Annotated in this window: 23 protein-coding genes; 10 read left to right on the top strand and 13 right to left on the bottom strand. The window is 63.4% G+C overall.

Annotated elements, in window-relative coordinates:
- Window positions 1-20 precede the first annotated feature (20 nt).
- A complete protein-coding gene (locus ACE10Z_RS39980) occupies window positions 21-311 on the bottom strand; it encodes a hypothetical protein (protein WP_375785582.1) in 291 nt (96 codons plus the stop codon).
- Window positions 312-673: 362 nt separating this feature from the next.
- On the opposite strand from ACE10Z_RS39980, the gene ACE10Z_RS39975 reads away from it, so the two are divergent.
- On the top strand, window positions 674-1198 hold the full coding sequence (locus ACE10Z_RS39975; RefSeq protein WP_375785581.1) for a DUF2867 domain-containing protein: 525 nt from the start codon (window positions 674-676) through the stop codon (window positions 1196-1198).
- Window positions 1199-1529: 331 nt separating this feature from the next.
- Window positions 1530-2030, top strand: a complete 501-nt coding sequence (locus ACE10Z_RS39970; RefSeq protein ID WP_375785580.1) for a methyltransferase family protein — start codon at window positions 1530-1532, stop codon at window positions 2028-2030.
- Window positions 2031-2387: 357 nt separating this feature from the next.
- Here the strand turns inward: ACE10Z_RS39970 and ACE10Z_RS39965 are convergent, their stop codons facing one another.
- On the bottom strand, window positions 2388-3149 hold the full coding sequence (locus ACE10Z_RS39965) for a hypothetical protein (protein WP_375785579.1): 762 nt from the start codon (window positions 3147-3149) through the stop codon (window positions 2388-2390).
- 297 nt (window positions 3150-3446) lie between these two features.
- Between ACE10Z_RS39965 and ACE10Z_RS39960 the strand changes: the two genes are divergently transcribed.
- Complete coding sequence (locus ACE10Z_RS39960; protein ID WP_375785578.1) at window positions 3447-3614, top strand: RNA polymerase sigma factor region1.1 domain-containing protein; 168 nt, start codon at window positions 3447-3449, stop codon at window positions 3612-3614.
- A gap of 79 nt (window positions 3615-3693) precedes the next feature.
- The gene (locus tag ACE10Z_RS39955; protein ID WP_375785577.1) at window positions 3694-4230 is read left to right on the top strand and encodes a hypothetical protein; all 537 of its coding nucleotides are present in this window, start codon (window positions 3694-3696) and stop codon (window positions 4228-4230) included.
- Between the two features lie 135 nt (window positions 4231-4365).
- On the opposite strand, the gene ACE10Z_RS39950 is transcribed toward ACE10Z_RS39955, so the two are convergent.
- A complete protein-coding gene (locus ACE10Z_RS39950) occupies window positions 4366-5538 on the bottom strand; it encodes an acyl-CoA dehydrogenase family protein (protein WP_375785576.1) in 1173 nt (390 codons plus the stop codon).
- 150 nt (window positions 5539-5688) lie between these two features.
- Window positions 5689-6915: an MFS transporter gene (locus ACE10Z_RS39945; RefSeq protein WP_375785575.1), complete on the bottom strand. Its 1227-nt coding sequence runs from the start codon at window positions 6913-6915 to the stop codon at window positions 5689-5691.
- A gap of 308 nt (window positions 6916-7223) precedes the next feature.
- On the opposite strand from ACE10Z_RS39945, the gene ACE10Z_RS39940 reads away from it, so the two are divergent.
- Window positions 7224-8645, top strand: coding sequence for an AAA family ATPase (locus tag ACE10Z_RS39940; protein WP_375785574.1), 1422 nt, complete (start codon window positions 7224-7226; stop codon window positions 8643-8645).
- Window positions 8646-9024: 379 nt separating this feature from the next.
- On the opposite strand, the gene ACE10Z_RS39935 is transcribed toward ACE10Z_RS39940, so the two are convergent.
- Window positions 9025-9360: a hypothetical protein gene (locus ACE10Z_RS39935; RefSeq protein WP_223974863.1), complete on the bottom strand. Its 336-nt coding sequence runs from the start codon at window positions 9358-9360 to the stop codon at window positions 9025-9027.
- Window positions 9361-9771: 411 nt separating this feature from the next.
- Entirely contained in the window at window positions 9772-11583 is a 1812-nt protein-coding gene (gene lepA, locus ACE10Z_RS39930) for a translation elongation factor 4 (RefSeq protein ID WP_298368398.1), read from the bottom strand.
- Between the two features lie 160 nt (window positions 11584-11743).
- Between lepA and ACE10Z_RS39925 the strand changes: the two genes are divergently transcribed.
- The 3 genes from ACE10Z_RS39925 to ACE10Z_RS39915 all read left to right on the top strand — a co-directional run bounded on the left by ACE10Z_RS39925 (window position 11744) and on the right by ACE10Z_RS39915 (window position 15673).
- Entirely contained in the window at window positions 11744-13117 is a 1374-nt protein-coding gene (locus ACE10Z_RS39925; protein WP_375785573.1) for a YARHG domain-containing protein, read from the top strand.
- Entirely contained in the window at window positions 13118-13885 is a 768-nt protein-coding gene (locus tag ACE10Z_RS39920) for a M15 family metallopeptidase (RefSeq protein WP_375785572.1), read from the top strand.
- A gap of 174 nt (window positions 13886-14059) precedes the next feature.
- Window positions 14060-15673 carry a glycosyltransferase family 39 protein gene (locus tag ACE10Z_RS39915; RefSeq protein ID WP_375785571.1) on the top strand — a complete coding sequence of 538 codons (1614 nt, stop codon included), beginning with the start codon at window positions 14060-14062 and terminating at the stop codon, window positions 15671-15673.
- Between the two features lie 165 nt (window positions 15674-15838).
- Here ACE10Z_RS39915 and ACE10Z_RS39910 read toward each other — a convergent pair whose 3' ends face one another.
- The 5 genes from ACE10Z_RS39910 to ACE10Z_RS39890 form a co-directional block, all read right to left on the bottom strand.
- Window positions 15839-16165 carry an HPr family phosphocarrier protein gene (locus ACE10Z_RS39910; protein WP_173639261.1) on the bottom strand — a complete coding sequence of 109 codons (327 nt, stop codon included), beginning with the start codon at window positions 16163-16165 and terminating at the stop codon, window positions 15839-15841.
- Window positions 16162-16563 carry a PTS sugar transporter subunit IIA gene (locus tag ACE10Z_RS39905; protein WP_021076632.1) on the bottom strand — a complete coding sequence of 134 codons (402 nt, stop codon included), beginning with the start codon at window positions 16561-16563 and terminating at the stop codon, window positions 16162-16164. The genes ACE10Z_RS39910 and ACE10Z_RS39905 overlap by 4 nt, the downstream gene beginning before the upstream one ends.
- Window positions 16564-16777: 214 nt before the next feature.
- On the bottom strand, window positions 16778-17218 hold the full coding sequence (locus ACE10Z_RS39900; RefSeq protein WP_375785570.1) for an HPr kinase/phosphorylase: 441 nt from the start codon (window positions 17216-17218) through the stop codon (window positions 16778-16780).
- A complete protein-coding gene (locus ACE10Z_RS39895) occupies window positions 17215-19023 on the bottom strand; it encodes a stimulus-sensing domain-containing protein (protein ID WP_375785569.1) in 1809 nt (602 codons plus the stop codon). Before ACE10Z_RS39895 ends, ACE10Z_RS39900 begins: the two co-directional genes overlap by 4 nt.
- Before the next feature lie 110 nt (window positions 19024-19133).
- A complete protein-coding gene (locus tag ACE10Z_RS39890) occupies window positions 19134-19835 on the bottom strand; it encodes a response regulator transcription factor (RefSeq protein WP_016843287.1) in 702 nt (233 codons plus the stop codon).
- A gap of 238 nt (window positions 19836-20073) precedes the next feature.
- On the opposite strand from ACE10Z_RS39890, the gene ACE10Z_RS39885 reads away from it, so the two are divergent.
- A complete protein-coding gene (locus ACE10Z_RS39885; protein ID WP_375785568.1) occupies window positions 20074-20808 on the top strand; it encodes a HugZ family protein in 735 nt (244 codons plus the stop codon).
- Between the two features lie 878 nt (window positions 20809-21686).
- On the top strand, window positions 21687-23303 hold the full coding sequence (locus tag ACE10Z_RS39880) for a phosphoenolpyruvate carboxykinase (protein ID WP_375785567.1): 1617 nt from the start codon (window positions 21687-21689) through the stop codon (window positions 23301-23303).
- A gap of 217 nt (window positions 23304-23520) precedes the next feature.
- Here ACE10Z_RS39880 and rocF read toward each other — a convergent pair whose 3' ends face one another.
- Window positions 23521-24498, bottom strand: a complete 978-nt coding sequence (gene rocF / locus ACE10Z_RS39875; RefSeq protein WP_375785566.1) for an arginase — start codon at window positions 24496-24498, stop codon at window positions 23521-23523.
- Between the two features lie 294 nt (window positions 24499-24792).
- Complete coding sequence (locus ACE10Z_RS39870) at window positions 24793-25611, bottom strand: acyl-CoA thioesterase (RefSeq protein ID WP_375785565.1); 819 nt, start codon at window positions 25609-25611, stop codon at window positions 24793-24795.
- Between the last annotated feature and the right edge of the window lie 82 nt (window positions 25612-25693).

Here is a 25693-nt window from a genome sequence, read left to right as displayed (position 1 = left end):
AACCTCGCGCAGCTTGCGATTTAGGAAGCGTCCTTGGCGGATGCGATTGCGGCCCGCACAGCATCGCCTAAATCTAAACTCAGGCAGGTCTCTGCCTTGGACGGGTCCTGGGCCTGCACAACGAACGACACCTTGGGCAAAACGATAGTCATCACGCGCACGATGGCTGTCAGTTCTATCTCCTGTTCCTCATTGTGAGGATCAGTCCACATTGAAGCCCGATTTTTCATTCTCTCCCAGATACCGGGAGTGTGGCCCTCCAAGGCCGCAATCGCTTCCTTGATCTGCTCGTCGGTATAGAACGTGCCCATGAGAACCACCTAACATGGATCAAATGGCGGATCGATAGCTATGACCGCTAATGGCCCTTAGCGGACCCACGCGCGTCTCAGGTAGAGGTCCGCAAACGCCCCAAAGCGGACATCCCTCTCAATGCGGCTAGCCGCTAACAGTCCCGCGCGGTTTGAGTGTGAATACGCCTCGAACATCGACCCCTGCATCGTTCGTAGGATCAGTGCTGCAACGCGCAGATCGGCCTTGAGAGCCCGCGGCGGCCACCGTAGAATTGAAGGCCAGCAAACCAGCTACAAGTTGCGAGCTCCGCGTCGGGAAACGACCGCGTCTAAAACTGAGATTGGCTCTCCTATTGGCCCCTTGAATAGGTGACATCGTCATGAGCATGGGTTTGGACCGCAAACCGCAGGTACGCCGGACGACGCCGCCGTCGGAAAGTGTCGTTGCGAGCTGGTACGAGAACGCCAGTTTACTCGACAGCTACAGCATCGACTTGAGCGCGTCGGAACAGCTGAGCATGCGCGAGGTGGCGACGCGGACACTCGTCAATCCACCCGCGTGGCAAAAGGCGTTGATCGCGCTGCGGGACGCCATGGTGACGCCCTTTGGCATCAAAACCTCCGATGCGGTCAGGACGTCCCCGGACAGCCATGAACGGGTGGACTTCTTCCCGGTGCAGTGGGAGGGCAAGGACGAAATTGTGCTCGGCACAGATGACCGACACCTCGACTTCCGGCTATCTCTGCTCCGACGGCATTCTGCAACAGGCACGTTGCTCATCGCGACAACCGTTGTGCATACCCACAATGCCCTGGGCTTCACCTATCTCAACGCGATCAGGCCATTTCATCACCTCGTGGTCAGGGCCAACCTGGCACGCTGTGCACAAACACAATTGCAGTAGAGCTGCAGAACCGATTTCCAGCACCCAAGGCTGCCTCCGTCGCGTGTGTGGTGATCCGTCCGGGAAACGCCGACCGGCGTTGACGATGCCTCACACAGCCTGGGCCCATAGCTGACGGCATGAATGACCATCGAGAACGTTGGCTCTCCGAAGTGAACCGGAAGTCCTTAGGTTCGGTCGCGATCGACGGCTTTTGACCCCAGGCCGACATGGCGCTTCCGACATCGCGCTTCCGACTTGGGGCCTGGGATGGAAGCAGCTTTTTGGTCCGTCTTCCGGTTCGCGCTTGGTTGCAGTAGTGTGGATTTCAACATTGGTACCAGGGCTACCCGTGTCGAAGGCGATTGCCATCTTGGGCTCTGCTCTATTCTTCGTCGTCGCGCCCTTGGTGCTGGCGGGGTTCGTCCCATGGTGGATCACGCATTGGGAGTTCCGGCCGGCTTTCGGCTTTGAACTGACCCGCGCCATCGGACTTATGTTGATCATCGCCGGAGTGCCCGGAGTCGTAGATTCGTTCGCGCGGTTTGCACTGCAGGGGCTGGGAACGCCAGCCCCGATCGCGCCGACACAGAAGCTGGTGGTCACGGGTCTCTATCGCCACGTCCGAAATCCGATTTACGTCGGGGTCGTTGCTGTCATTTTTGGTCAAGCACTTTTATTCGGCGATTGGCGCCTCCTCTGGTATGCCGCGCTGCTCTGGCTCTTTTTCCACGTCTTCGTCTTGGTGTACGAAGAACCAACGCTCAAGCAGACATTTGGCGCGCAGTACGAGGACTTTCGGGCCAATGTCCCGCGCTGGGTTCCACGGCTGACCCCATGGCGAGTCCCGTAACGCGAGCATCATGACGACGGGCACTGCCTTCGCTAAGGTCCAAGCGCGCCTCTCCTCCCTGATCAGGTACAGCAGCTGCGGCGACGCCATGCACGGCTGCCGAAAGGCAAGACAACGAGGTCGCTGTCGACCAGAGCTTGTTTGCCACAAAGTCAGCGGCCGGCCCGTTTGAGACATGAGGAGCAGGCCTCAGAAGGTCCGTTCTCTGGGCTAGACCGGAAGTTCTCGCGGACGCCGTGGCGACGATATGATGTCTCCATTTGACCCGATGCGGACCTCGCCGCGAGTAACACATTCAGCCCCGCGGTAACATTTCATCAAAGGACTCGATTGGCTCGTTGGCCTCGTTGCGTCTCTCTATTTCGTCGCGACATTCACGCCCTTGAGGGCCTTCGCGTCGATTGCCTTCTGCACCACGCCGCTCTGCTTTGCTTCGTCTAGAATTGTCGCGAGCGCGGCCTGCGCTGCGGCAGAGCGGCCTTTCGGCAGCGCGGCTGCCACGCGAACCATCGCAAAGGCGCCCGGCACGATCGTCGCGCCAGGCAGCACCTCGGCGACAGTATACCCAACGCCAGAGTCCGCCCCAAAGACGTCCGCCTTGTGGGAGCGCAGCAGGTCCGCTGCGTCAGCGTCAATGGTCGGGCTTAGCGGGATGCGGACGATCTCTGCGGTCTTGATCTCGCGCGTCAACACGCGGTCGGAGGGAACGCCGCGGATGACGCCAATCCTCACGCCTGCCTTGTCGACGGAGGCGATATCGGGAAATTCCTTTCCCGGTGCGGCGACATAGACAAGGCTGATGACCCAAAGGTCCGCAATGGAATCGGCCTTGTCCGCGGGAACAAGGACGCGTGCCGCGATGACGATGTCCCATTCGCCCTTGCCGAAGCTTTGTAGATAGGCCTCGGGGTTCGGATACATCACCAGTTCAACGGCCGCGCCGAGCTTCTGTCCGATGAACCTCGCGACGGGCTCGGCCACCCCACCGATTACCGTGATGGCAATCGTGCCAACGCGCAGCTTTCCGCCCGGCGCGATCTCCGACGCGGGCGTCGTCTGCCCGAATGCCAGGCCAGACAAGCCCACCAGCAATGCAATAGAGAGAAGAATTTGTTTCATGTGCGCGGCCCCTGTAAAAACTCAATCGCTACTCTACCCGCCCGAGATTATCAGGGAAATTAGACGCGGAATTGATCGTCCGAGGCCCGTTTCTGGTGCTATGGACGGCTCCTCCACCGGTACGTAAGTGCCAGGGTCACCGCTAGGTGGGAAAGGGGCGCGATGTTGGCGATTAGCCCAAAGCGAGCATCGCGGTGGCGGCGATGTGATGTCTCCGTTTGAACCCGGAGCGGACGTTCCAGCGTATGGAACCGACTGCCTGACCCAATTAGTAAGGAGACCGTTTCAGGAGCACAAATGGATTGGTCGGAGACAATGCGAAAAGCCGCGATCCTCGCCGAAGCGAAGGGCTACGTCACATTTGACGAACTCAATCGGATACTCCCTCCAAATCTCCGGTCCGAAGATATCGAGAGCCTCATATCCGCTTTGAGCGACCAAGGGATATGGATACAGGAAGAGTGAGGCGTATCAGTTGGCGGCTTAGCGACATGCCGGGGAAACGTCTTGAGAGTTGGTCCGCCTCGGAGTTATGACGAAGCGCATGACCACAAACGAACAATTCTCCAAACTGCTACTTGCGATCTTTCCGGCGCAACCGGAGCCCGCGCGCCTCTTTTGGAGGGAAAGCGTTCACGACAATGGCGACGAGTTTTCCCGTGATTTGCTGGAACGGCTCGCGCAACGTCAGTGGACAGAGATTAAGATGAGCGACTGGGCCATGATTGGAAGCATCAGCATCGTCAGAGAGCGTTTGGAGCCAGCGACCTTCCTCTATTATTTGCCGTCATTGTTGCTCGGAGTCATTGACGACCCGGGGTACCTGAACTGGGCGCTCGAAGCGATCGTTCCCGCGGGGAGAGATCGAAGGCCGAAAAGCAAATGGTGGATTGAGCTTCTTGAAACCATTTCGCCGGATCAGATCGGCGTTCTGCATGCTTTCCTTGCGCTCGTCCGCAAGAATCTCTTGCCGCCCGACAAGGGTCCCTTTGTGATCTCAGAGAACGAGGGACTCACGTTTGAAGCGGAGAAGTTCTGGGATACACAACTCCCTTCGACAACACCCCGGACTAAGAGGTGACCAGAGCAGGCGATTGTCCGCTTGTGGTCCAAAACCAGCATGCGGTGGTCACCCGGCGATATCAGGTTTTTGGGGTAGAGCCGACATGGCGGATTTATCAGTCCACGCCACAGTTCAATCTGACTTCATCGCACTTCAGCGCGTCGTCGGCGGAGCGCGGAGATTGCCTGACAGGATCGCCTTGCCGGCGTCCTCATACTGGGTATCGCGGGCCTGGATCTGCTGCGCGATCGCGTGCATGTCGCGAAACCGTCGCTCGAACGGATTCTTCGCAAACACCGCGGTTGCCCCCGACATGTGATAGGCGATGTCGACCACGGCGGCCGACTGGTGGATGGTCCAGGTCGAGGCGATGCGGATCGCGATGCGATGCGCCTCGCTGATTGGATCACCGCGGGCGAGATCGCTCCAGACGTCGTGCGCCGTCGCATACAGATAGGCGCGCGCGGCGCGCAGGCTCGCCTCGGTGCGGCCGATCTGGCCCTGCACGGCGTTGTTGTCGCGCATCGCCTTCAGGCCTTGCGGGGTCTTGCCGCGGGCAAGCTCGGTCGCCGCATCCAGCATGGCGCGCGCGACGCCGAGCGAGGTGGCGGCAAAGCCCATGCTGAACACCATGTTGGTGGAGAGCTTGTACAGCGGGCCGCCCTCGCGGCACGCCGCGGGGTCGTCGCGCAGCGCGGCGAATTTTTCCGGAATGAAGAGGTTGTCGACCGAATAGGAATCGGTGCCGGTGCCCTTCAGGCCGATGACGTCCCAGACGTCGTACATCACAGCCGATGACATCGGAAACAGGATGGTCCGGATCTCCGGCGAGCCGTCGGCCTTCTTGCGCGGCGAGCCGTCGGCTTCGACGATTCGGACATGGGCGCCGAGCCAGCTCGCCTGCCGCGAGCCCGAGGCGAAATCCCACCGTGCATTGGCGCGGTAGCCGCCCGGCTCGGCGCGGACCTCATGGGCGATCGCGCCCCAGGCGAGGATGCCGGGCGCGGTGTTGAAGATTTCGTGGGCCACGTCGGGCTCGAGATAGGCCGCGGTCATGGCGCAGACGCTGCACTGGCCGAGGCACCAGGCGGTCGAGGCGTCGGCCTTGGCGATCTCCTCCTGCATCTGCATGAAGGCTTCCAGCGTCGCCTCGGCGCCGCCGAAACGCTTCGGCAGCAGCGCGCGATACAGCCCGTTCTCGACCAGTGCCGCGGTGACCGCAGGCGTCAGCCGCCGCGTCCGTTCGATCTCGTCGGCTTCAGCCATGATCAGCGGCGCCAGCGCGCGCGCCCGCTCGACAAGGTCTACTCCCTGCGGCTTGTTCATGCGTGTCCTCGGCCCCTTCCGACGTTGTTGTTGGGCGGGTTGAGGCGATGGTGGCCCATCCGGCAAAGGAGGGCAAGGCGGGGCGGCGCCGATGCAGATCAGCTATCCATCGCTCGCGGCCGCGCGCGCGATCGGCGCATGCATCCGCGCTCAGGCGGCGGCGCGGCCGAGATCGAGCGACGGCTGGCGCTTGGTCGAGAAACTCAGCGCCACGGCGACGGCGGCAAGGCCGATCGCGAAGGAACCGGCGTGCAGCCACGTGTAGCCATGGAACGTGTCGAACACGTAGCCGCCGGCCCACGGCCCGAGCGCCATGCCGAGGCTCGCGAAAGCCGACACGGCGCCGAACACCGTGCCCATGATGCGTGCGCCGAAGAACTCGCGCACCAGCACGGCATAGAGCGGCATCACGCCGCCATAGGCGAGCCCGAACACCACCGACAGCGCATAGAACTCGCCGAGTTGCGCCACCGCCAGATAGGTCGCGATCGACAGCGCCTGCACCAAGAGGCCGCCGACCAAAACCGGCTTGGCGCCGAGCCGGTCGGCGAGCACGCCGAGCAGCAAGCGTCCGCCGAGCCCGGAGAAGCCGGCGAGGCTGTAGACCGTGACCGCGGTGAGCGGCGCGATGCCGCACACCATGGCGTAGGACACCATGTGGAAGATCGGGCCCGAATGCGCCGCACAGCAGGCGAAATGCGCCAGTGCCAGCGTGATGAATTGCGGTGTGCGCAACGCCTGCGCCACGGTCCATTCCGCTTGCGGCACATTGCCGGCCGTTGCGATCGCGACGTTCGTTCCCTGCGGCGCCGGGCGCACCAGGAACGACGCGGGGATCAGCAGCACCCATGCGGCGATGCCGATCACGAGCATCGCGAAGCGCCAGTCATAGGCCGTGATCAGCCAGCTTGCAGATGGTGCGACCGTCAGCGGCGATACGCCCATGCCGGCCGACACCAGTGCGACGGCGAGGCTGCGATGCTTGTCGATCCAGGCGCTCGCGAGCGCCATCATCGGCGCATAGAAGCTGCCGGCGGCTGTCCCGATCAGCACGCCGAAGCAGAGCTGGAATTGCCACAGGGTCTGCGCCTGGCTTGCCGTCACGAGGCCGAGCCCGAGCAGCACGCTGCCCGCCAGCACCACGATGCGGGTGCCGAAGCGGTCGGACAGCGTGCCCCAGGCGAACGCCGCAAAACCCATGCAGAGGAAATCCAGCGTCGCGGCCGCCGAGACGCCGGCACGCGACCAGCCCATCGCATCCGAGATCGGCTGCAGGAACACTGCGAGCGACAGCATGGTGCCGAAGCCGACGCAGGTCATCAGCGCGCCCGCGCCGACGACGACCCAGCCATAGTCGAACCGAGCGTGCTTGCTCATGCGTTTCCCCGGCGCTGTTGTTTATTGTGGTGCTCGCAGGGAGGATGGTGGTCCATCCGCCCCGGAAGAGCAAGGCGGTGCGATGATACGGAGCTGCTAGGCTAGGGCGACCTCGTGCAGGCGGACTGCGGTCAGTGCTTCGCCCAAGGCTGGTCTGTCGTTGCGGCAACGGCGGCAGGCTCAACCCGCCGCACCGCAGCATGACCCTCGCTCTTGGAGGTCGAACATCATGGGAGAGCACGCGGAGCTTGTATCAGCCGGCACAACTTGCAATAATTACGACGTAATTCGCTGCGGCTCGGGGGCCAATGGTTTCGTTTCCAGTTTTTCAGACGCTGACGATTGAGAACTACGGTTTATTTCCATCCTCGTATACGAGACCATTCAACGTCAGGTTCAACCCCGGTCAGACCGTAATTGTCGGAGTCAATGGCTCTGGCAAATCAACCATGGTTGCCCTGCTGTTGCGAATGATCACGGGGCCTTTCGATTTGCCAGCGGGCCGATCGGAAGAAGAACTCGGACAGATTCGGCCGGAAGCTGCGCGATTCGATAAACACGGGCGGTCCTATTTTGCGTTGAGAGTGGCCGATGGAGCTAAGAGCGCTACAGCCAGGCTAGTCGTGAAGTTTGGTTCGAAAGCGCTTGTCATCCAGAGGCGACTATCGGACCTCAGCCTTGTCTCGGCGACTGTCGCTCGCGAGCCCGTGAGTCTGGATGAGGATGAAACGAACTATCAAAAAACGCTCGCAAATTGCTTGGGCGTTGACACGTTCTTCGACGCGCTGATCATTCTGCGCTATCTGACCTTCATGCTCGAAGACCGCCGCAGTCTAGTTTGGGACAAAACGGCGCAGCGACAAATTTTCCGTGTCCTTGTGCTCCCGCCGGAAGAAGCAACGCGCCTTGCGGTCGCTCAGCAGCAGTTAATTTCAACCGACAGTGCCTATAGAAACACGTTCAATATGATCACGCGTAGGAAGAAGGAACAGGAGCAAGCGTCTCATCGCGTCGAAAAATTGCTAGACGTCGAGGCCGAACTGCGCATTAAGCAGGCCGAAGTTAATGCGAACAGGGATCAGCTGGAGCGAGTTGGGGTTCTTCGTATTCGCTTTGACAAAGAACGCCGGGAGGCCCGCCTTCAAAAGTTGAGCGCGGCTGAAGCCCGAGAAGCGTCTCTCCGGGAGCTTGAACGCATAAAGATGCAGTCGTTGAAGAATTGGTTTGAGCCTTCGAACGAGACCGCACATTATATTGTCGCTCATTTGCTCGCAGAGCAGCAATGTCTGCTGTGCGGCGCCGACCCGGCTCCCAATGCCGAAGATTTGGCGAGGCGGTTAACGTTGCTCACCTCGACTACGATCCCACCCAGCAAAACTCTGAAGAGCCGGCGATTGACGGGCTCCTTGATGCTTTTCAAGGCCACCCGAAAGGACGCTAACCTTTCTGCGATCTTTCTGTCGAAAATCCAGCGCCCATTATGTCCAGGCTCTATAAGCGTCGGGGGGGCTTTCTCGAAAACTACTTTCGCAGCCCTGCTTACGTTGTTCGCCTTGCGCACCAGCTTTGAAAAATCGCGCGTGACGGAGGCGACATCGTATGTCGCGACCTTAGCCTCTGCTAGGTCAGCCAAATATGGATTCACTTCGATGAATGTGGGGTGGATGCCAAGAAACTGGCAAGCCAGTGCTGTGGTGCCCGAACCCGAAAATGGGTCGATACACCGCTGAACGTCGACGCTGCTTTCGCTGACGGCTTTTGCTATTAACTCGGGCGCGAACGCCTCCTTAAAGCGCCGCCACCCCTGAAATGGAATGGATTGCGCACCAGCATTTGTTCCCAGCGCAGCGATTTCACGCCCGTTGGTCCAATTATCAAAAGTTACTAGCAATTTAACATGCCCTCGGCGATCTACCGGAGCGGCCCGCCCGAGGCCACTGTCGGATGAGAAAATTAATATACTGAGAAACATACGCAATGCTGCTCCACGCGGTGCAGCTTGGCGAACCAACGACAGCCTTAGGATTGGGCGCAACAGCCTCTACAGACCGGTGTTCCAAGTAGATTAGATATCTCTAGCGCGGCGCGCCGAAGCCTCGCGATCGGTATCTACCCGCAGTTCCAGGCCCGCCCGATCGGTGTCCAGCTCCAGCACGGGCCATAGCTGCCGCCATTGTAGCGCCCGCCACCATGGAATCCGGGGCGGCCGAAATAGTGCCAATCGCCGCCGTAGTAATATTCCGGCGAAAAGTCCGGGTAGCCGCGGGCGGCGCCGCGCGGGCCGAGCACCGGAATGGTCTCGTTGGGCGGCTGGCGGTAGCCAGGCAGGAAGCCGTAGCCGTGCCAGCGGGTAGAGCCGTGCCGCTTCTTCGAGGAGGCGGCCGCGCTCAGGTCCGGCTGCAGCAGTGCGAGGATGACGATCGAGAGAGACAGGATGCGCAACATGACGGCAGCTTAGTCGGGCCGCCGCGCCGTGGCGATTCAAATCATGGTGCGTTTTGTTGCCGGGACAAGAATGGAGACAATGAGATTCGAGCGGCGCGGTAAATGTATCTCCGTCACCCTGAGGAGCGCGTCTTCGCGCGTCTCGAAGGGTCGACGGCCACCAGCCGGGCCGTGCATCCTTCGAGACGCGCTACGCGCTCCTCAGGATGACGGGTCAAGGGGCTGCGCAACGCCACAATCAAAACATCTCGAAATATTCGCGGTACTCTTGGAGAGCATCGTCATGCGCGCTTGCGACAGCCCATCAGCTATCTACCCCGGCTACTGTGCATGGGGTTGTTTTCGAGATTTTCGATCAGGACCGGTCACGGCGCTGATGTCGTCAGGCTGGCGACGGTCCGTGACGGTGCCTCAGCTATCCACCTTGAGCGCGGCGATGAAGGCTTCCTGCGGGATGTCGACCTTGCCGAACTGCCGCATCTTCTTCTTGCCTTCCTTCTGCTTCTCCAGAAGCTTGCGCTTGCGCGTGATGTCGCCGCCATAGCACTTCGCGGTGACGTCCTTGCGCAGTGCGCGGACGGTTTCGCGCGCGATCACCTTGCCGCCGATCGCCGCCTGGATCGGAATCTGGAACATGTGCGGCGGGATCAGCTCCTTCATCTTCTCGACCATGGCGCGGCCGCGGCCCTCGGCGCGGGTGCGATGCACCAGCATCGACAGCGCGTCGACCGGCTCGGCGTTGACCAGGATCTGCATCTTGACCAGATCGGCCGGCTTGTAGTCGGTCAGATGATAGTCGAACGAGGCGTAGCCCTTGGAGACCGACTTCAGCCGATCGTAGAAGTCGAACACCACCTCGTTGAGCGGCAGGTCGTATTTCACCATCGCGCGGGAGCCCACGTAAGTGAGCTCCTTCTGCGCGCCGCGGCGGTCCTGGCACAGCTTCAAGACGCTGCCGAGATATTCGTCTGGAGTCAGGATCGTGGCCTCGATCCACGGCTCCTCGATCTCGGCGATCTTGACCACGTCGGGCATGTCGACCGGGTTGTGGATCTCGAGCTCGGTGCCGTCGGTCAGCTTCATCTTGTAGATGACGCTCGGCGCGGTCGCGATCAGGTTGAGGTCGAACTCGCGCGACAGCCGCTCCTGGATGATCTCCAGATGCAACAGCCCGAGGAAGCCGCAGCGGAAGCCGAAGCCGAGCGCGGCGGAGGTTTCCATCTCGAAGGAGAAGCTGGCGTCGTTCAGCCTGAGCTTGCCCATCGCCGCGCGCAGCGTCTCGAAATCGTCGGCGTCGACCGGGAACAGGCCGCAGAACACGACCGGGATCGCCGGCTTGAAGCCCGGCAGCATTTCCGTAACCGGCTTCTTGTCGTCGGTGATGGTGTCGCCGACACGGGTGTCGGCGACTTCCTTGATCGCCGCGGTGATGAAGCCGATCTCGCCGGGGCCGAGCTCCTCGACCTGCTGCATCTTCGGCGTGAAGAAGCCGACGCGCTCGATGTCGTAGGCCGCGCCGGTGCCCATCATGCGGATGCGGCTGCCCTTCTTCATCACGCCGTCGACGACGCGGATCAGGACGACCACGCCGAGATAGACGTCATACCAGCTGTCGACCAGCAGCGCCTTCAAGGTCGCGTCGCGGTCGCCCTTCGGCGGCGGCAGGCGGGTGACGACGGCCTCCAGCACGTCGGGCACGCCGAGGCCGGTCTTGGCCGAGATCATCACGGCGTCGGAGGCGTCGATGCCGATCACGTCCTCGATCTGCTGCTTGACCTTCTCGGGCTCGGCCGCGGGCAGGTCGACCTTGTTCAGGACCGGCACGATCTCGTGACCGGCGTCGAGCGCATGGTAGACGTTGGCGAGCGTCTGCGCCTCGACGCCCTGGCTGGCGTCGACCACGAGCAGGGAACCCTCGCAGGCCGCCAGCGACCGCGAGACCTCGTAGGCGAAGTCGACATGGCCGGGCGTGTCCATCAAATTGAAGATGTAATCCTTGCCGTCCTTGGCGCGGTAGTTCAGCCGGACGGTCTGCGCCTTGATGGTGATGCCGCGCTCGCGCTCGATATCCATCGAATCGAGCACCTGCTCCTTGCCCGCCATTTCACGATCCGACAGGCCGCCCGTCATCTGGATCAGGCGGTCGGCAAGGGTCGATTTGCCATGGTCGATATGGGCGACGATGGAGAAGTTGCGGATGTTCGAAATCGGGGCAGTTGTCATGGGGCGCGGGATAGCATCCGCAGCCCCGCGCGGGCAACCATATTGCGGTATTTTGCAGGGATGTGACGGCGAATCACGGCCGTGTTTCAGTCGGATCCGCCGTGATCGATTTTCGGGCATGTTTCTGCTAGGTCTTTCGGCCCAAAACCCGGATCTGACGATGCGCTGGACCCTTCTCGCCGCCGGATTGCTCGCCGTGTTGTTCGCAGCGCCGGCGGCCGCCGACAAGCGTGTCGCGCTGGTGGTCGGCAATTCGACCTATCAGAACGTGTCGCGGTTGCAGAATCCGAAGGATGATGCAGAGCTCGTGGCCGACACGCTGCAGCGGCTGGGCTTTGCACTGGTCGGCGGGCAGGCCCAGGTCGATCTGGACAAGGCCGGTTTCGATGCCGCGATCCAGCGCTTCGGCAGCCAGCTGATGGGCGCGGACGTCGCGCTGTTCTATTACGCCGGCCACGGCATCCAGCTTCGCGGAACGAATTACCTGGTGCCGGTCTCGGCAAATCCAGTGCGCGAGGCCGATGTCGATTTCCAGATGGTCGATGTCGGCCTGGTGCTGCGGCAGATGGAAGGCGCGGGCACGCGGCTCAACATCGTCATCCTGGACGCCTGCCGGAACAATCCGTTCGGCGGGCGCGGCTTGCGCGCCGCCGACGGTGGCCTCGCCCAGATCCGCGCGCCGGAGGGCACGCTATTGTCCTACGCGACGCAGCCGGGCAACGTCGCGCTCGACGGCGATGACGGCCACAGTCCTTACACGCGCGCGCTCGTCGACACCATGCAGAAGCCCGGGCTGGACGTGTTGCAGGCCTTCAACCAGGTCGGCCTCGTCGTCAAGCGTGCGACCGGCAGCGCGCAGCAGCCCTGGGTCTCGACCTCGCCGATCGACGGCTCGTTCTATTTCGCCGGCAACACACCGGCCCAGGTCGCGACCGCCGATCCGCCGGCGACGGTGATCCCGCCGCAGCAAAGCCTGCCGCCGCAAAACGTGCCGCCGTCGGCGCCGCCGGTGGTGCGCACGCAATCGGATTTCATCATTGCGGATTCCGACAGCCGCCTGCTGTCGGAGAGCGATCTCAGGGTGCTCAGCAAGGACGATCTGCGGATCGCGCGCAATGAAATCTTCGCGCGGCGCGGGCGCTACTTCAACGCGCCCGACTTGACCGCGCGATTCAGCAGGTTCGCGTGGTATGTGCCCCGCTCATGGGACCCGCCGCTCAATGCGATCGAGAGTGCGAATGTCGCGCTGATCGATCGCTTCGAATCCGGTGGCGGCGCTGCGCCAGGCGGTTTCATCTTCCCGGATTCCGACCGGCGTCTGCTGACGCCTGCCGATCTGCGGCGGCTGTCGCGGGACGAGTTGCGGATCGCGCGCAACGAGATCTTCGCCCGCAGGGGACGCTATTTCGATTCCGCCGATCTCAAGGCGTATTTCGCGCGCTTCCCCTGGTATGCGCCGAACAGCTGGAATCCGAAGCTGAACGCGATCGAGGAGGCCAATGTCGCGCTGATCGATCAGGCCGGAAAGCGCTGAATGGCCGCGCGCGGCACGGCCTGCATCGTTGCCTTGCTGGCGTTGCTGCCGCCGTTCGCACACGCGCAGAGCAGGAGCGAACTGCTCGACCGCCTGGTGCGCGCCTATCCCGATGCGCTCTCCACCCATGACGACAGCACGATCACCTGGCGCGACGGCACGGTGATGCCGGTCGACGACGGCGTCTCCGGCAAGCCGTTCGATCAGATGCTGCGCAATGCCTCGATCCTCGACCAGATGCGGCAGCCCTATCCGTCCGGGCCGGCGGCGCCGCCGGCCCCGAATGTCGATCCCGGTCGCTTCCGCAACGAGGCCTTCTTCAAGAAGATGTATGGCGATTGCAACACGGCCGAGGTCAGGCGGAACCTGGTGACGATCACCTGGCTGCCGCGGTCCTGGGGCAAGCCGGTTCAGGTCACGCGGGTCAACGGCGTCGCCGAGCGCCTCACGCAGGTCTCCGCCGAGATCGACGCGCTCGATCCGGCGCTGCGCGCCGCGGCCTTTCCGATCGCGGGTGTGCTATCTTGTCGCAATGTTGCCGATACCGGGCGGATGAGCATGCATGGCTATGCCGCCGCGATCGACCTCAACCTGAAAGTCTCGGATTACTGGCTATGGGCGGGCAAGGGCAAAACCATCCCCTATAAAAACCGGATGCCGCGCGAGATCGTCGACATCTTCGAGCGCCACGGCTTCATCTGGGGCGGCAAGTGGTACCACTACGATACCATGCATTTCGAGTACCGGCCGGAGCTTCTCGAGAAGTGAACCGGCCGATTGGAGGCGTTCTCACGCCAAGCTGATTACACTGGCCACAAAAACGCGCTAAAGCGCGATGCAATGCTGGTGAGCAATCACTCATCGCCCCTTCCGCTTCCATTCGGCATGATCGTTTCTGGAAACCGCTTTCCGCGTTTCCGGGTCATGCCTCAGGCACAGGCCATGTCGACCGCCACCACGCTCCCTGCCGCAAGGCGCACCACCCGCAGACTGACGATCCGGCGGATCGCCGCCTGGATTGCCTCGCGCGCCACCGATCCCAGGACCAGCCTGTGGTTCGTGATCGGCTTCGCATTGGTTCACGCGGTGCTGTGGACGCTCATCCTGGTCAAGCTCAAGGCCGCGCAGGACGTCCATATGGACGTCGCGGAGGCCTATGCCTGGGGCCAGCGCTTCCTGCTCGGCTATGGCAAGCATCCGCCGCTGTCGGGCTGGATCGCCGGGGTCTGGTTCAGGATCTTCCCCGTCACCAACTGGTCGACCTACGCGCTCGCGATGGCAACCGTCAGCTTCGCGCTGGTGGTGTGCTGGCTGATCGCGCTGCGCGTCGTCGATCGCCGCCGTGCGTTCTTCATGGTGGTAATGCTCGCGCTCTACCCGATCTTCAATTTCAAGGGCTTCAAATACAACGCCGACCTCGCGCAGCTGGTGCCGTTACCGCTGTTGGTGCTGGCCTATCTGAACGCGTTCGAGAAGCGCAGCTTCAAATCGGGTCTCTGGCTCGGCTTTGCCGGCATGCTGGCGCTGATGACCAAGTACTGGGTGGTGACGATGATCGGCGCGATCGGGCTTGCCGCGCTGATCCATCCGCAGCGGATGCAATTCCTGCGCTCGCCGGCGCCGTGGGTTGCGATCGGCACGATGATCGTGACGATGATCCCGCATCTGGTGTGGCTGGAGGAGGTGAACTTCGTGCCGTTCACCTATGCCGGCGACGTCTACGCGCTGTCGAGCCGCGAGCTCAACGTCCAGCTCGTGATCGGTTACATCTTGCACAATCTCGGCCTGCTCGCGATTCCGACCGTGCTGGGCCTCGTGGCGCTGCTGCTCGGGTCGGTGCCGTGGCGGCCGTCGGACGTGCTGGCGCGGATCTGGTCGCGCGGTCCCAATCCGGCCGTCAACCTTCCACAGGCGCTCAACATCTGGATCATCCAGCTGATCGTCGCGATCGGGCCGCCGCTCGGCGCGCTGGCCTTCACCGTCTATATCAAGACCGATTGGGGCATCCCGCTGTTCTTCCTGGTGCCGCTTGCGCTGGTTGCGATCCCCTCGCTGCGTTTCCCCCGCATGGCGCTGTTCTCGATCACGGCGGTCTGGTTCGTGGCCACCATCGCCACGCTGATCGCCGCGCCCAGCATCGCCACGCAGGAGATCGCATCCAACCGTGTCGGCGGCTCGACCTACGCCGCGCGCTCCGAATTGGCGCGCGAGCTCACCCAGACCTGGCAGGACAGATTCCATTCGCGCTGGGCGGTGGTCGTCGCACGCTCCGACATCGGCGAGCCGATGACGTTCTACAGTCCGGATCATCCGGCCTCGCTGGTGCCGGGCGAAGCGTGGTCGTCGGGGCTGACGTCGCTCGACGAAGCCAAGCGCCTCGGCTTCATCGGCGTCTGCGACACCACCGATCCGGTGTTCCTGCAGCCATGCGAGGCATGGATGGCCGAGCATGCCAAGGACGCCGAGCCGCTGGTGATGAACACCATGCGCTTCTTCAACGGCCATCCCGGTCCGTCGACGGTGTGGAAGGTCTATCTGGTGCCGCCGGCGAAGTAGTTATTTCGGCACATCGGTGCAGTTCCGTCATCCTGAGGTGCGAGCTCTTGCGAGCCTCGAAGGATGAATCGGCCACCACCTGGGCCGTGCATCCTTCGAGACGCGCTTCGCGCTCCTCAGGATGACGGGGAGAGGCTTTCGCCTGGCGTAGCGCGCGAGCGCGTCCTACGTGCCTTCTTCGTTGAACTTGCTGGCGACGAGCTCGGCGATGGCGTCGAGCGCCTGCTGCGCCTCGTCGCCCTTCGCGGAGACCACGACGGTGGTGCCGGGCCCTGCGGCCAGCATCATCAGGCCCATGATCGAGGTGCCGCCGACGGTTTCGCCGCCGCGCGTCACCCAGATCTCGGCGTTGAAGCGCTCGACCAGCTGGACGAACTTGGCCGATGCCCGCGCATGCAGGCCGCGCTTGTTGACGATCAGGAGTTCACGCGAGATGGCGCCCGCTGGCACGCCCGGGCCGACATGGTTTTCGCCCGGGGCCTCGCCGCTCATTTGCCTGCGAGAACGCGGCTGGCAATGGTGACGTATTTGCGGCCGGCTTCCTGCGCCATCGCGATCGCGTCAGGCAGCGAACGTTCCTCGCGAACCTTGGCAAGCTTGACCAGCATGGGAAGATTGATGCCCGCGAGCACTTCCACCTTCGGGCGGCTCATGCAGGAGATCGCAAGGTTCGACGGCGTGCCGCCAAACATGTCGGTGAGGATCGCAACGCCGTCGCCACTATCGACGCGATTCACCGCCTCGATGATGTCGCTTCGACAGAGATCGGAATCGTCCTCGGCCCCGATCGTAATTGCTTCAATTTGTTTCTGCGGACCCATGACGTGTTCGAGCGCGGCTCTGAACTCGTCAGCAAGGCGCCCATGGGTCACCAGCACTAGACCAATCATCGGAAACTCCTCGCGGGCGCCCTTTGGTGCACCGCACGAACGCGCCACTTTGACCATCCAGAGGCCCTGCGCAAGAGGGCATCTTGGCTAGTCTCCCGGTTCCTGGCGGTAGAGAGGGGAGGCTGCGCCGGCAAAATCCGACGCGATAGTGGATGTGATATGGTTACCAATTCCCTTCCCACAATTGGCCGCAAGATTACGGGACGATGAACTTTCAGGTTGTCGTCAGCGCGGCGACAACCAGCGGCAGGGGTTGAAAGCCGGCCGGCACGGGAATTCTCGGTATTGAAACACCATTAAGGCAGATATTGAGCGCCTCGGGCGGCGGCAGCCGCTCGGCGTCATCGGCGGCAAGGTCGACGATCAAGCCGACCACGGCCTCTCCGGCGAACGCACAATGGCGGATTCCGAGGCCTCGTATCTCGATCAGACCGGCCAATTGCTGTGCCGGGCGAACCCACAATTGTTCGCCGGCTGTGTCGAGATGGACACGGTCATCCCCCACCAAAATGGCCGGCGGAAGCGCTCCGGTGCGTCCGGCGAGAATCAGATCGAAGGCCAGGCGCGACTTGCCGGCGCCCGACGGGCCGCGGATCAGCACCGCACGCTCGCCGACCAGAACGGCGGATGCGTGCACGCTTGAATTGTCGCTCATAGTGTCGGCAGCCTGACCACGAAGCGTGCGCCGGCGACCGTGGGCTTGCCGTCTTCGTCCGCAGGGCCCGCGCGGTTCTCGGCCCAGATGCGTCCGCCATGCGCTTCGATGATCTGCTTGGAGATTGAGAGCCCGAGGCCGGAGTTTTGGCCAAAACCCTGGTGCGGCCGGTCGGTGTAGAAGCGCTCGAAGATCCGCTCCAGCGCGTCCTCGCCGATGCCGGGCCCGTCATCGTCGACCACGATCTCGACCTCGCCGCGGGTGCGGCGGCAGATGATGCGCACCTTGTCGCCCGGCTTGGAGAACGATTGTGCGTTCGACAGCAGGTTCGAGATCACCTGGCCGAGCCGGGAATCATGGCCGGGCACCGAGAGCGTGTCGGTCGGTCCGCGGCCCTCGAAGCGGGCTTCGACGGCGACGTCGTGGCCGAGCCGGGTTTCGTTGGCGACGCTGGTCAGCGTGGTCAGCAGCCGGCGCAGATCGACCGGTGCCATATCCTGGCGCTGCAATTCGGCGTCGAGCCGGCTCGCGTCGGAGATGTCGGAGATCAGGCGGTCGAGCCGCCTGACGTCATGCTCGATCACGGCGAGCAGCCGCGCGCGGCTATTCTCGTTGCGCGCCAGGGGCAGCGTCTCGACCGCCGAGCGCAGCGAGGTCAGCGGGTTCTTCAGCTCATGGGCGACATCGGCGGCGAACATCTCGATCGCCTCGATGCGGCTGTAGAGCGCGTTGGTCATGTCGCGCAGCGCGCCGGAGAGATGGCCGATCTCGTCGCGGCGTCCGGTGAAGTCGGGAATCTCGACGCGGGTCTGGATGCGGTGACGGACGCGCTCGGCGCTTTCGGCGAGCCGCCGCACCGGGCCCGCGATCGTGCTCGCCAGCAGCAGCGACAGCATGATCATGACGGCGGATGCGACCCCGCCGATCTTGAGGATGGCGAGGCGCTCGGACATCACCAGCTGGTCGATGTCGTCGCCCTGCGTGGTCAGCATCAATGCGCCGCGCACGGCGCGGAAATGCTGCACCGGAACGGCAACCGAGACAATGATCGCGCCGCGATCGGTGACGCGCACCGCGCTGCCCTTCATGCCTTCGAGCGATTGCGCGACTTCGGAATAGCCCTTGCCGCCTTCGGGGCCGAGCTCCCGGTAGATCGGCAGGTCGCCGCGGTTGAGCCAGGTCTTGATCGTGGCCTTGGTCTTCTCATACAGCGACGGCTTCTCCGACGGCGGCGGCAGCTCCATGCGCAGCACGTCGCCGCGCGCGAACAGATTGCGGCTGTCGAGGATCAGGCCGCCATCGCGGTCGAAGATGCGGGCCCGCGTCTTGGTCGGCGCGATCAGGCGGCGCAGCGTCGGCGCGACGCGCTCGGGATTGATCGGGAAATCCGCCGATTCATCCGGCTGGCCGAAGCTCTCGCCGGGCTTGAGGTCGAGCAGCCGGTCGGGATCGATGGTGACGGTATTGCCTTCGACGGTCGCAGACGCCGCGATCGCCTCCGAGATGATCTCGGCATAGACCAGAAGGCTCTGCGTGCGCGCCTCGATCAGACCGGCGCGGAACTGTGACAGATAGAGGATGCTGGCGACCAGCGCGACGAGGCCGGCAAGGTTGAGCGAGACGATGCGGCGCGTCAGGCTCGAGAACGACAGCGCGAAGAAGAACTGACCGGCGCGGCGCACCCAGCCGAGCGGACGGCGCCAGCCCTTGTCCTGCACGACATCGTCGGCCACGGCCTCTTGATCGAGGAGCTGTGACGCGTCCTCGGTGTTCAGTCCCTGCTCGAGCTGCGTTCGATCAAGCACTGGCAAAGCTGCCGGTTGGTATGGATGTCGTCCCGCGAAGCAGACAGTCGCCCGAGCTTACCCCAGCCGTGCGGAGCCTGTCAGTTAACAAGCCGCCTAGGGCGCGCAGATCAGGCTTCCTTGAAGCGATAGCCGACGCCGTACAGCGTCTCGATCATCTCGAAATCGTCGTCGACCACCTTGAACTTCTTGCGCAGCCGCTTGATGTGGCTGTCGATGGTGCGGTCGTCGACATAGACCTGGTCGTCATAGGCCGCGTCCATCAGCGCGTTGCGGCTCTTCACGACCCCGGGACGGGTGGCGAGCGCCTGCAGGATCAGGAATTCGGTCACCGTGAGCGTCACCGGCTCGTTCTTCCAGGTGCAGGTGTGGCGCTCCGGATCCATCCGCAGCAGGCCGCGGTCGAGTGCGCGGGCATCCGGCTCCTTCGGGGCCGCGGTCGGATCCTTCGGCTGGCCGCGGCGGAGCACGGCCTTGACGCGTTCGACCAGCAGGCGCTGGGAGAACGGCTTGCGGATAAAATCGTCGGCGCCCATCTTCAGGCCGAACAATTCGTCGATCTCCTCATCCTTCGAGGTGAGGAAGATCACCGGCAGGTCGGACTTCTGGCGCAGCCGGCGCAGCGTTTCCATGCCGTCCATGCGCGGCATCTTGATATCCAGGATCGCAAGATCGGGCGGCGACGTGCGAAACCCATCCAGCGCCGACGCACCGTCCGTATAGGTCATGATGCGATAGCCTTCGGCTTCGAGCGCGATCGAGACCGACGTGAGAATGTTGCGGTCGTCGTCGACCAAGGCGATTGTGGGCATGAGCTGCTTTCACAATGAGAGTGGTTTAGACGGCGGGCACTCTGGCGACTCGCCGTAGAATATGGGCTTCGAACGCGGTCAACGAGCAATGCAAGCTGGGCTGAAGTGTGACCGAGTTCCGCAAAACGCTCTGCGACCCACGCGTTGGACCCCCATATAGCACCCTGAGACCGTGAGAAAAGGCTCTTTTTTCAACGGGAACCGGCTCGATTCGCCTCAAAAATGACCCGATAGGCCCATGCAACCGACCGCTGACTTCGACCCCGCCCACCTTGCCCGCTCGCTGCTCCGCCGCAGCCGCCAGGGCGCGCTCGCCACGCTGATGGCCGGCTCCGGCGATCCCTATTGCTCGCTGGTCAACCTGGCCAGCCATCCCGACGGCTCGCCGATCCTGCTGATTTCCCGGCTGGCGCTGCACACCAGGAATATCCTGGCCGACCACCGGGTGTCGCTGATGCTGGACGAGCGCGCCGAGGGCGATCCGCTGGAGGGCGGGCGGATCATGCTGGCCGGCCGAGCTGAAGAGGTCGCGGAGGCCGAGCGGGAGCTCGTCCAACGGCGCTACCTTGGCGCTCATCCGTCGGCCGAAGCCTTTGTGGAATTTAAGGATTTCTCGTTTTTTCTGATCCGGCCGAGCGGCGCCCATCTGGTGGCCGGGTTCGGTCGGATCGTCGACCTCAAGCCTGCGCAGTTTCTGACCGACCTCGGTGGTGCCGAAGCGCTGCTGGAGGCCGAGCCGGGCGCGGTGGCGCATATGAACGAGGACCACCGCGAGGCCATGAACCTGTACGCCACGCGGCTGCTCGGCGCTGACAGCGCCGACTGGCTGTGCACCGGCTGCGACCCCGACGGCATGGACCTGCAGGCCGGCCGCAACACCCTGCGGCTCGATTTCCCGGAGCGGGTCACCAGCGGCACCGAGCTGCGCAAGATGCTGGTGCGCCTCGCCGGCGACGCGCGCGCCAAGGGATAGAGCGAGGGATAGCGGAGCACAGCCTGCCGGCACCGAGCGGCAATGCTGCGCGCGGCGAGGCATGGTGTCGCACAATGCGGCTCCGCGCGCGCTTGCCGTAGCCAGCGTCTCTGACAGCGCGATCATTTCGTGCCGGCGCTGATATCATCGCCGACCGGCGCGATGCGGGTTGCGAGAACTTCTGGCGCCGCTGCGCCGGAAAAACATTGGGATCGCGAGGTTCGACCGCGCTGACGTGCACGTGCAACACGGTGATTGCGTTACCATCGATCGTTGCGGTGAGTGATCCTGTTGCCGCCTAACGCAGTCCGCGTTGCGGAACATTCGCTGCTGCCGGGCACTGAAATCATCCAGCTTGGACGATGGCGTATTGAGCTCGATCGAATGCAGCTCAATGCGGACCCAGTGGTGCTATCCGCGTGCGGCACGATCGTGGACGACCTGGCACTGCGGCGCAGCCTCAACTCGCGGCGGTCCATCTCAACGACACATCCTCAGCGCGAAATGCATAGCCGGCATTCTCCGTGCCTGCTGCGTTGCCCGGCGCGGATACACGCCAATCGCTGGCACTCTTTGTGCATCGCAACGCCTTGCTCGCAGCGGGAAAGGCGACGAAACATCGTCCGATCGCCGCGAAAACAACGAGAAAGCGAAAGCAAAGCGAAAGCGTTTCGCGCTGCGGTATTTGCGCCCGATGATGTGCCTGCCTTGGAATAAACCAAAAGCCATTCGACTGGCTTGGCAAGCCCGGCGATCCCCACTATTAGGTCGCCGGACCGGGGCCGAGAGGCTATATTATTCTGATGACGGTCACCGCGGCGGGGCGCGACTAGCGATATTCGCGCGAACAAGGATACGCGGGTTCGAGGAGGTTCTTCGTGCAAGAGACGGGCGTGCATAACGGTGCCTTCGGCGCCGACAAATTCGGCTTAAAAAATCTCAAGGGCGTGCATTGGAACTATGGCGCGCCGCAGCTTTACGAGCACTCGTTGCGATCAGGCGAAGCGGTGCTCTCGGCCGATGGCGCGCTTTGCGCGGACACCGGCGTGTTCACCGGCCGCAGCCCGAAGGACAAGTTCACGGTCCGCGATGATCTCACCGACAAGAACATGTGGTGGGCCGGCAACCAGTCGATCACCTCGGAGCAGTTCGCCACGCTCCATGCCGACTTCCTCAAGCATGCCGAAGGCATGACGCTGTTTGCGCAGGACCTCTATGGCGGCGCCGATCCGAAGCATCGCATCAAGACGCGCGTCTTCACCGAGCTCGCCTGGCACTCGCTGTTCATCCGCACGCTGCTCATCCGCCCCGAGACGTCGGAGCTCGCGAGCTTCGTGCCCGAACTCACGATCATCGATCTGCCGAGCTTCCGCGCCGATCCGAAACGTCACGGCTGCAAGTCGGAGAACGTCGTCGCGATCGATTTCGCCCGCAAGATCGTCCTGATCGGCGGCTCGCAATATGCCGGCGAGATGAAGAAGAGCGTGTTCACCACGCTGAATTATTACCTGCCCGAGAAGGGCGTGATGCCGATGCACTGCTCGGCCAATGTCGGCCCTGACGGCGACACCGCGATCTTCTTCGGCCTGTCCGGCACCGGCAAGACCACGCTCTCGGCCGATCCCAAGCGCACGCTGATCGGCGATGACGAGCATGGCTGGAGCGAGGACGGCGTCTTCAATTTCGAAGGCGGCTGCTACGCCAAGTGCATCAAGCTGTCCGGCGAAGCGGAGCCGGAAATCTATGCCGCCAGCAAGCGCTTTGGTGCGGTGCTGGAGAACGTCGTGCTCGGCGCCAATGATCGCGTGCCGGATTTCGACGACGGCTCGAAGACCGAGAACACCCGCTCGGCCTATCCGCTCGATTTCATTCCGAACGCTTCGCGTACCGGCTGCGCGCCGCACCCGAAGAATGTAGTGATGCTCGCCGCCGACGCCTTCGGCGTGATGCCGCCGATCGCCAAGCTGACGCCGGCGCAGGCGATGTATCACTTCCTGTCCGGTTACACCGCGAAGGTCGCCGGCACCGAGCGTGGTCTCGGCAACGAGCCGCAGCCGGAATTCTCGACCTGCTTCGGTTCGCCGTTCCTGCCGCGCGATCCGTCGGTCTACGGCAACATGCTGCGCGAGCTGATCGCCAAGCACAACGTCGATTGCTGGCTAGTCAACACCGGCTGGACCGGCGGCAAGTACGGCACCGGCCGCCGCATGCCGATCAAGGTGACGCGCGCGCTGCTGACCGCCGCGCTGAACGGCTCGCTCCGCAACGCCGATTTCCGCACCGACAAGTATTTCGGCTTCGCGGTGCCGACCTCGCTGCCGGGCGTCGAGCCGCACATCCTCGATCCGATCAAGACCTGGGCCGACAAGGCCGAGTTCGACAAGACCGCGCGTGCGCTGGTCGGCATGTTCCAGAAGAACTTCGCCAAGTTCGAAGCGCAGGTCGACGCCGAAGTCCGCGCCGCCGCGCCGGAAGTGAAGCTCGCGGCGGAGTAGTCGGCGCAAGCGATACGCGATTTGAGAAGGCGGCCCTCGTGGCCGCCTTTTTGTTTTTGATGTAGTCAGGGAAGCGCGCACCTTTTTCGATCCGTCACCCTGAGGAGCGCGCAGCGCGCGCGTCTCGAAGGGTCGACGGCCACCAGCCGGGCCGTGCATCCTTCGAGACGCGCTTCGCGCTCCTCAGGATGACGGGGCTAGAGCGGAGCGTGCTTCGCTACTCGCCCATCTCCGGCAGCACCGCGTTGCTCGGCGTCTGGCGGTCGGTGATCTGCAGGCCGAACAGGCTGCCGATCAATTCGACCGCGACGCGCGCGGTGCGGCCGCGTTCGTCGAGGAACGGATTGAGCTCGACAATATCGAGCGAGCGCACCAGTCCGGAATCGTGCAGCAGCTCCATGATGAGATGGGCTTCCCGGTAGGTCGCGCCGCCCGGCACGGTGGTGCCGACCCCGGGCGCGACTTCCGGATCGAGGAAGTCGACATCGAACGAGACATGCAGCACGCCGTTCTTCGCCCTGACGCGCTCGATGACGCGGCGGGTCAGCACGGCGACGCCGAACTCGTCGATCTGGCGCATGTCCGCGATCGAGACGTTGCGCTGCCGCAGCAGCTTGCGCTCCAGCGGATCGACCGAGCGCGTGCCGATCAGGTCGAGCTGATCCGGCGGGATCGAGGCGCGCGGCAGCCCGCCGAGCAAATCGTCGAGGCCAGGCTCGCCGCACAGGAAGGCCGCCGACATGCCGTGCATGTTGCCGGTGATGGTGGTGGCCGGCGTGTTGTAGTCGGCATGCGCGTCGACCCACAGCGCGAACAGCGGCCGGCCCTTCTCCTGCCAGTAGCGTGCGACGCCGTTGATCGACCCCATCGACAATGAGTGATCGCCGCCCATGAAGATCGGGATCGCGCCGGAATGCGCCAGCCAGTAGGCGCGCTCGGAGAGGGCGCGGGTCCAGGTCTTCACCTCGTCGTAGAATCTGGTGTTTGCCGGCGCCGGGCCGTCGGCGACCACAGCCGGGATCGCAAGGTTGCCGTGGTCGTCAACCCGGAAGTCGAGCTGCTCGAGCAGGCGCGCGATGCCCGCGGTGCGCAGCGCGTCCGGGCCCATCAGCGGGCCGGGCTGCGACGCGCCGATCTCGATGGGAACGCCAAGCAAGGCGATGCGCGAGGGCTTGGAATTGTCGGCTTCGGACATGCGGCAGGGCTCCCAAGGGCGTGGAACAGAAGCGACGCGCCACTGTTCCCTCAACCCTTGAAATAGGCAACCCGGTCCAATCCGGCCATGTGGATAGCTGAGTTGTGCCGAGGATGATTTTTGCTTGAATAAGTCGGGCCGCAGACTCGCTTCGCCTCTCCCGCTTGCGGGGGAGGCCGACGCGCGTAGCGCGGCGGGTGGGGGCTCTCACCGCGATGAGATTCGCGGTAAGAGCCCCCACCCCAGCCCTCCCCCGCAAGCGGGAGAGGGGGGCACTGCGTTCGCATCGCCAGTTCAAGCCTTAAAATAGGCGATCTGCGTCGTGGTGGCGAGCAGGCGCCCGGACGGCGACCACAATTCGCCGTGCTGGTCGCCATAGCTCTTGTGGAACGTCTTGGCGTCGGCGGTGGCGAGCACGCGGGTGGTATCCTCCGCATCCATGTCGGCGGCGTCGACGTGGAAATAGGTCGTCAGCGACACCGTGCCGAACGGCACCAGTTCGTGCCGCGCGTGGAACACACGGCCGAAGAACGCGTCCGACATCGACATCAGCGACATTGCATCGAGCTTGCGCGGCACGCGATCGGCGATCCAGAGTTTTGAATAGGGGCTCGATGGCTGCTTCGCAGCACTGCCGCCGAGCTTCGGTTCGCCCTCGGCAAAGCGAAAATCATACTGGTTGGCCCAGGTCATCGCGAGCTTCGGATAGGGCCGCAGCTCTTCGAACGGCACAGCGCCGGGAAACTCGGCAGGCTGGTGCGACCAGGACGGGCGGCGCTCGGCGAACACCGCAGTCGCCAAGGTCGTGACCTCGCCGCCGCCTTGCGTCATCTCGACCGACCAGTGCTGGCTCGAGCGGTTGGCACGGACCAGGCGGACATCGAGATCGAACGTGCCCTCGGCGACCGGTGCGCAGTAATTGACCGTCAGCGCCAGCGGATCGCCCGCGCGCTGCGGGTGCTGCATCAGGGCGCGCAGGATCGTCGCGGCGGTGCAGCCGCCGAACGGGCCGACGAACGCCCAGTAATCCGGGCTGGTCCGTCCCTGCCAGCGGCTGTCGCCGGCCGTCACAGCGGTGGCTTCATCGAAAAGGTGCGGAGCCTTGGTGAGCATGCAGATCTTTCAATATTGACTAGCGATTCCGCCATCGCTGGGAGCAATGACACTCGTCATGCAATATCGCGGGCTGGCGCGC

Origin of the sequence: Bradyrhizobium sp. Pha-3 (genome assembly GCF_042258615.1) — a bacterium.
In the GTDB taxonomy this organism is placed as follows: Bacteria; Pseudomonadota; Alphaproteobacteria; order Rhizobiales; family Xanthobacteraceae; genus Bradyrhizobium.
This window is presented reverse-complemented; position numbering and strand designations above follow the sequence as displayed.

What these genes read in the sequence shown, in the direction of transcription:
- ACE10Z_RS39885 (WP_375785568.1), top strand. Translation starts at nt 20,074, where the DNA reads ATGCAACCGACCGCTGACTTCGACCCCGCCCACCTTGCCCGCTCGCTG.
- ACE10Z_RS39950 (WP_375785576.1), bottom strand. Translation starts at nt 5,538, where the DNA reads ATGAACAAGCCGCAGGGAGTAGACCTTGTCGAGCGGGCGCGCGCGCTG.
- ACE10Z_RS39940 (WP_375785574.1), top strand. Translation starts at nt 7,224, where the DNA reads ATGGTTTCGTTTCCAGTTTTTCAGACGCTGACGATTGAGAACTACGGT.
- ACE10Z_RS39905 (WP_021076632.1), bottom strand. Translation starts at nt 16,563, where the DNA reads ATGATTGGTCTAGTGCTGGTGACCCATGGGCGCCTTGCTGACGAGTTC.
- ACE10Z_RS39960 (WP_375785578.1), top strand. Translation starts at nt 3,447, where the DNA reads ATGGATTGGTCGGAGACAATGCGAAAAGCCGCGATCCTCGCCGAAGCG.
- ACE10Z_RS39965 (WP_375785579.1), bottom strand. Translation starts at nt 3,149, where the DNA reads ATGAAACAAATTCTTCTCTCTATTGCATTGCTGGTGGGCTTGTCTGGC.
- ACE10Z_RS39925 (WP_375785573.1), top strand. Translation starts at nt 11,744, where the DNA reads ATGCGCTGGACCCTTCTCGCCGCCGGATTGCTCGCCGTGTTGTTCGCA.
- ACE10Z_RS39870 (WP_375785565.1), bottom strand. Translation starts at nt 25,611, where the DNA reads ATGCTCACCAAGGCTCCGCACCTTTTCGATGAAGCCACCGCTGTGACG.
- lepA (WP_298368398.1), bottom strand. Translation starts at nt 11,583, where the DNA reads ATGACAACTGCCCCGATTTCGAACATCCGCAACTTCTCCATCGTCGCC.
- ACE10Z_RS39890 (WP_016843287.1), bottom strand. Translation starts at nt 19,835, where the DNA reads ATGCCCACAATCGCCTTGGTCGACGACGACCGCAACATTCTCACGTCG.
- ACE10Z_RS39935 (WP_223974863.1), bottom strand. Translation starts at nt 9,360, where the DNA reads ATGTTGCGCATCCTGTCTCTCTCGATCGTCATCCTCGCACTGCTGCAG.
- ACE10Z_RS39910 (WP_173639261.1), bottom strand. Translation starts at nt 16,165, where the DNA reads ATGAGCGGCGAGGCCCCGGGCGAAAACCATGTCGGCCCGGGCGTGCCA.
- ACE10Z_RS39955 (WP_375785577.1), top strand. Translation starts at nt 3,694, where the DNA reads ATGACCACAAACGAACAATTCTCCAAACTGCTACTTGCGATCTTTCCG.
- rocF (WP_375785566.1), bottom strand. Translation starts at nt 24,498, where the DNA reads ATGTCCGAAGCCGACAATTCCAAGCCCTCGCGCATCGCCTTGCTTGGC.
- ACE10Z_RS39900 (WP_375785570.1), bottom strand. Translation starts at nt 17,218, where the DNA reads ATGAGCGACAATTCAAGCGTGCACGCATCCGCCGTTCTGGTCGGCGAG.
- ACE10Z_RS39945 (WP_375785575.1), bottom strand. Translation starts at nt 6,915, where the DNA reads ATGAGCAAGCACGCTCGGTTCGACTATGGCTGGGTCGTCGTCGGCGCG.
- ACE10Z_RS39920 (WP_375785572.1), top strand. Translation starts at nt 13,118, where the DNA reads ATGGCCGCGCGCGGCACGGCCTGCATCGTTGCCTTGCTGGCGTTGCTG.
- ACE10Z_RS39915 (WP_375785571.1), top strand. Translation starts at nt 14,060, where the DNA reads ATGTCGACCGCCACCACGCTCCCTGCCGCAAGGCGCACCACCCGCAGA.
- ACE10Z_RS39980 (WP_375785582.1), bottom strand. Translation starts at nt 311, where the DNA reads ATGGGCACGTTCTATACCGACGAGCAGATCAAGGAAGCGATTGCGGCC.
- ACE10Z_RS39975 (WP_375785581.1), top strand. Translation starts at nt 674, where the DNA reads ATGAGCATGGGTTTGGACCGCAAACCGCAGGTACGCCGGACGACGCCG.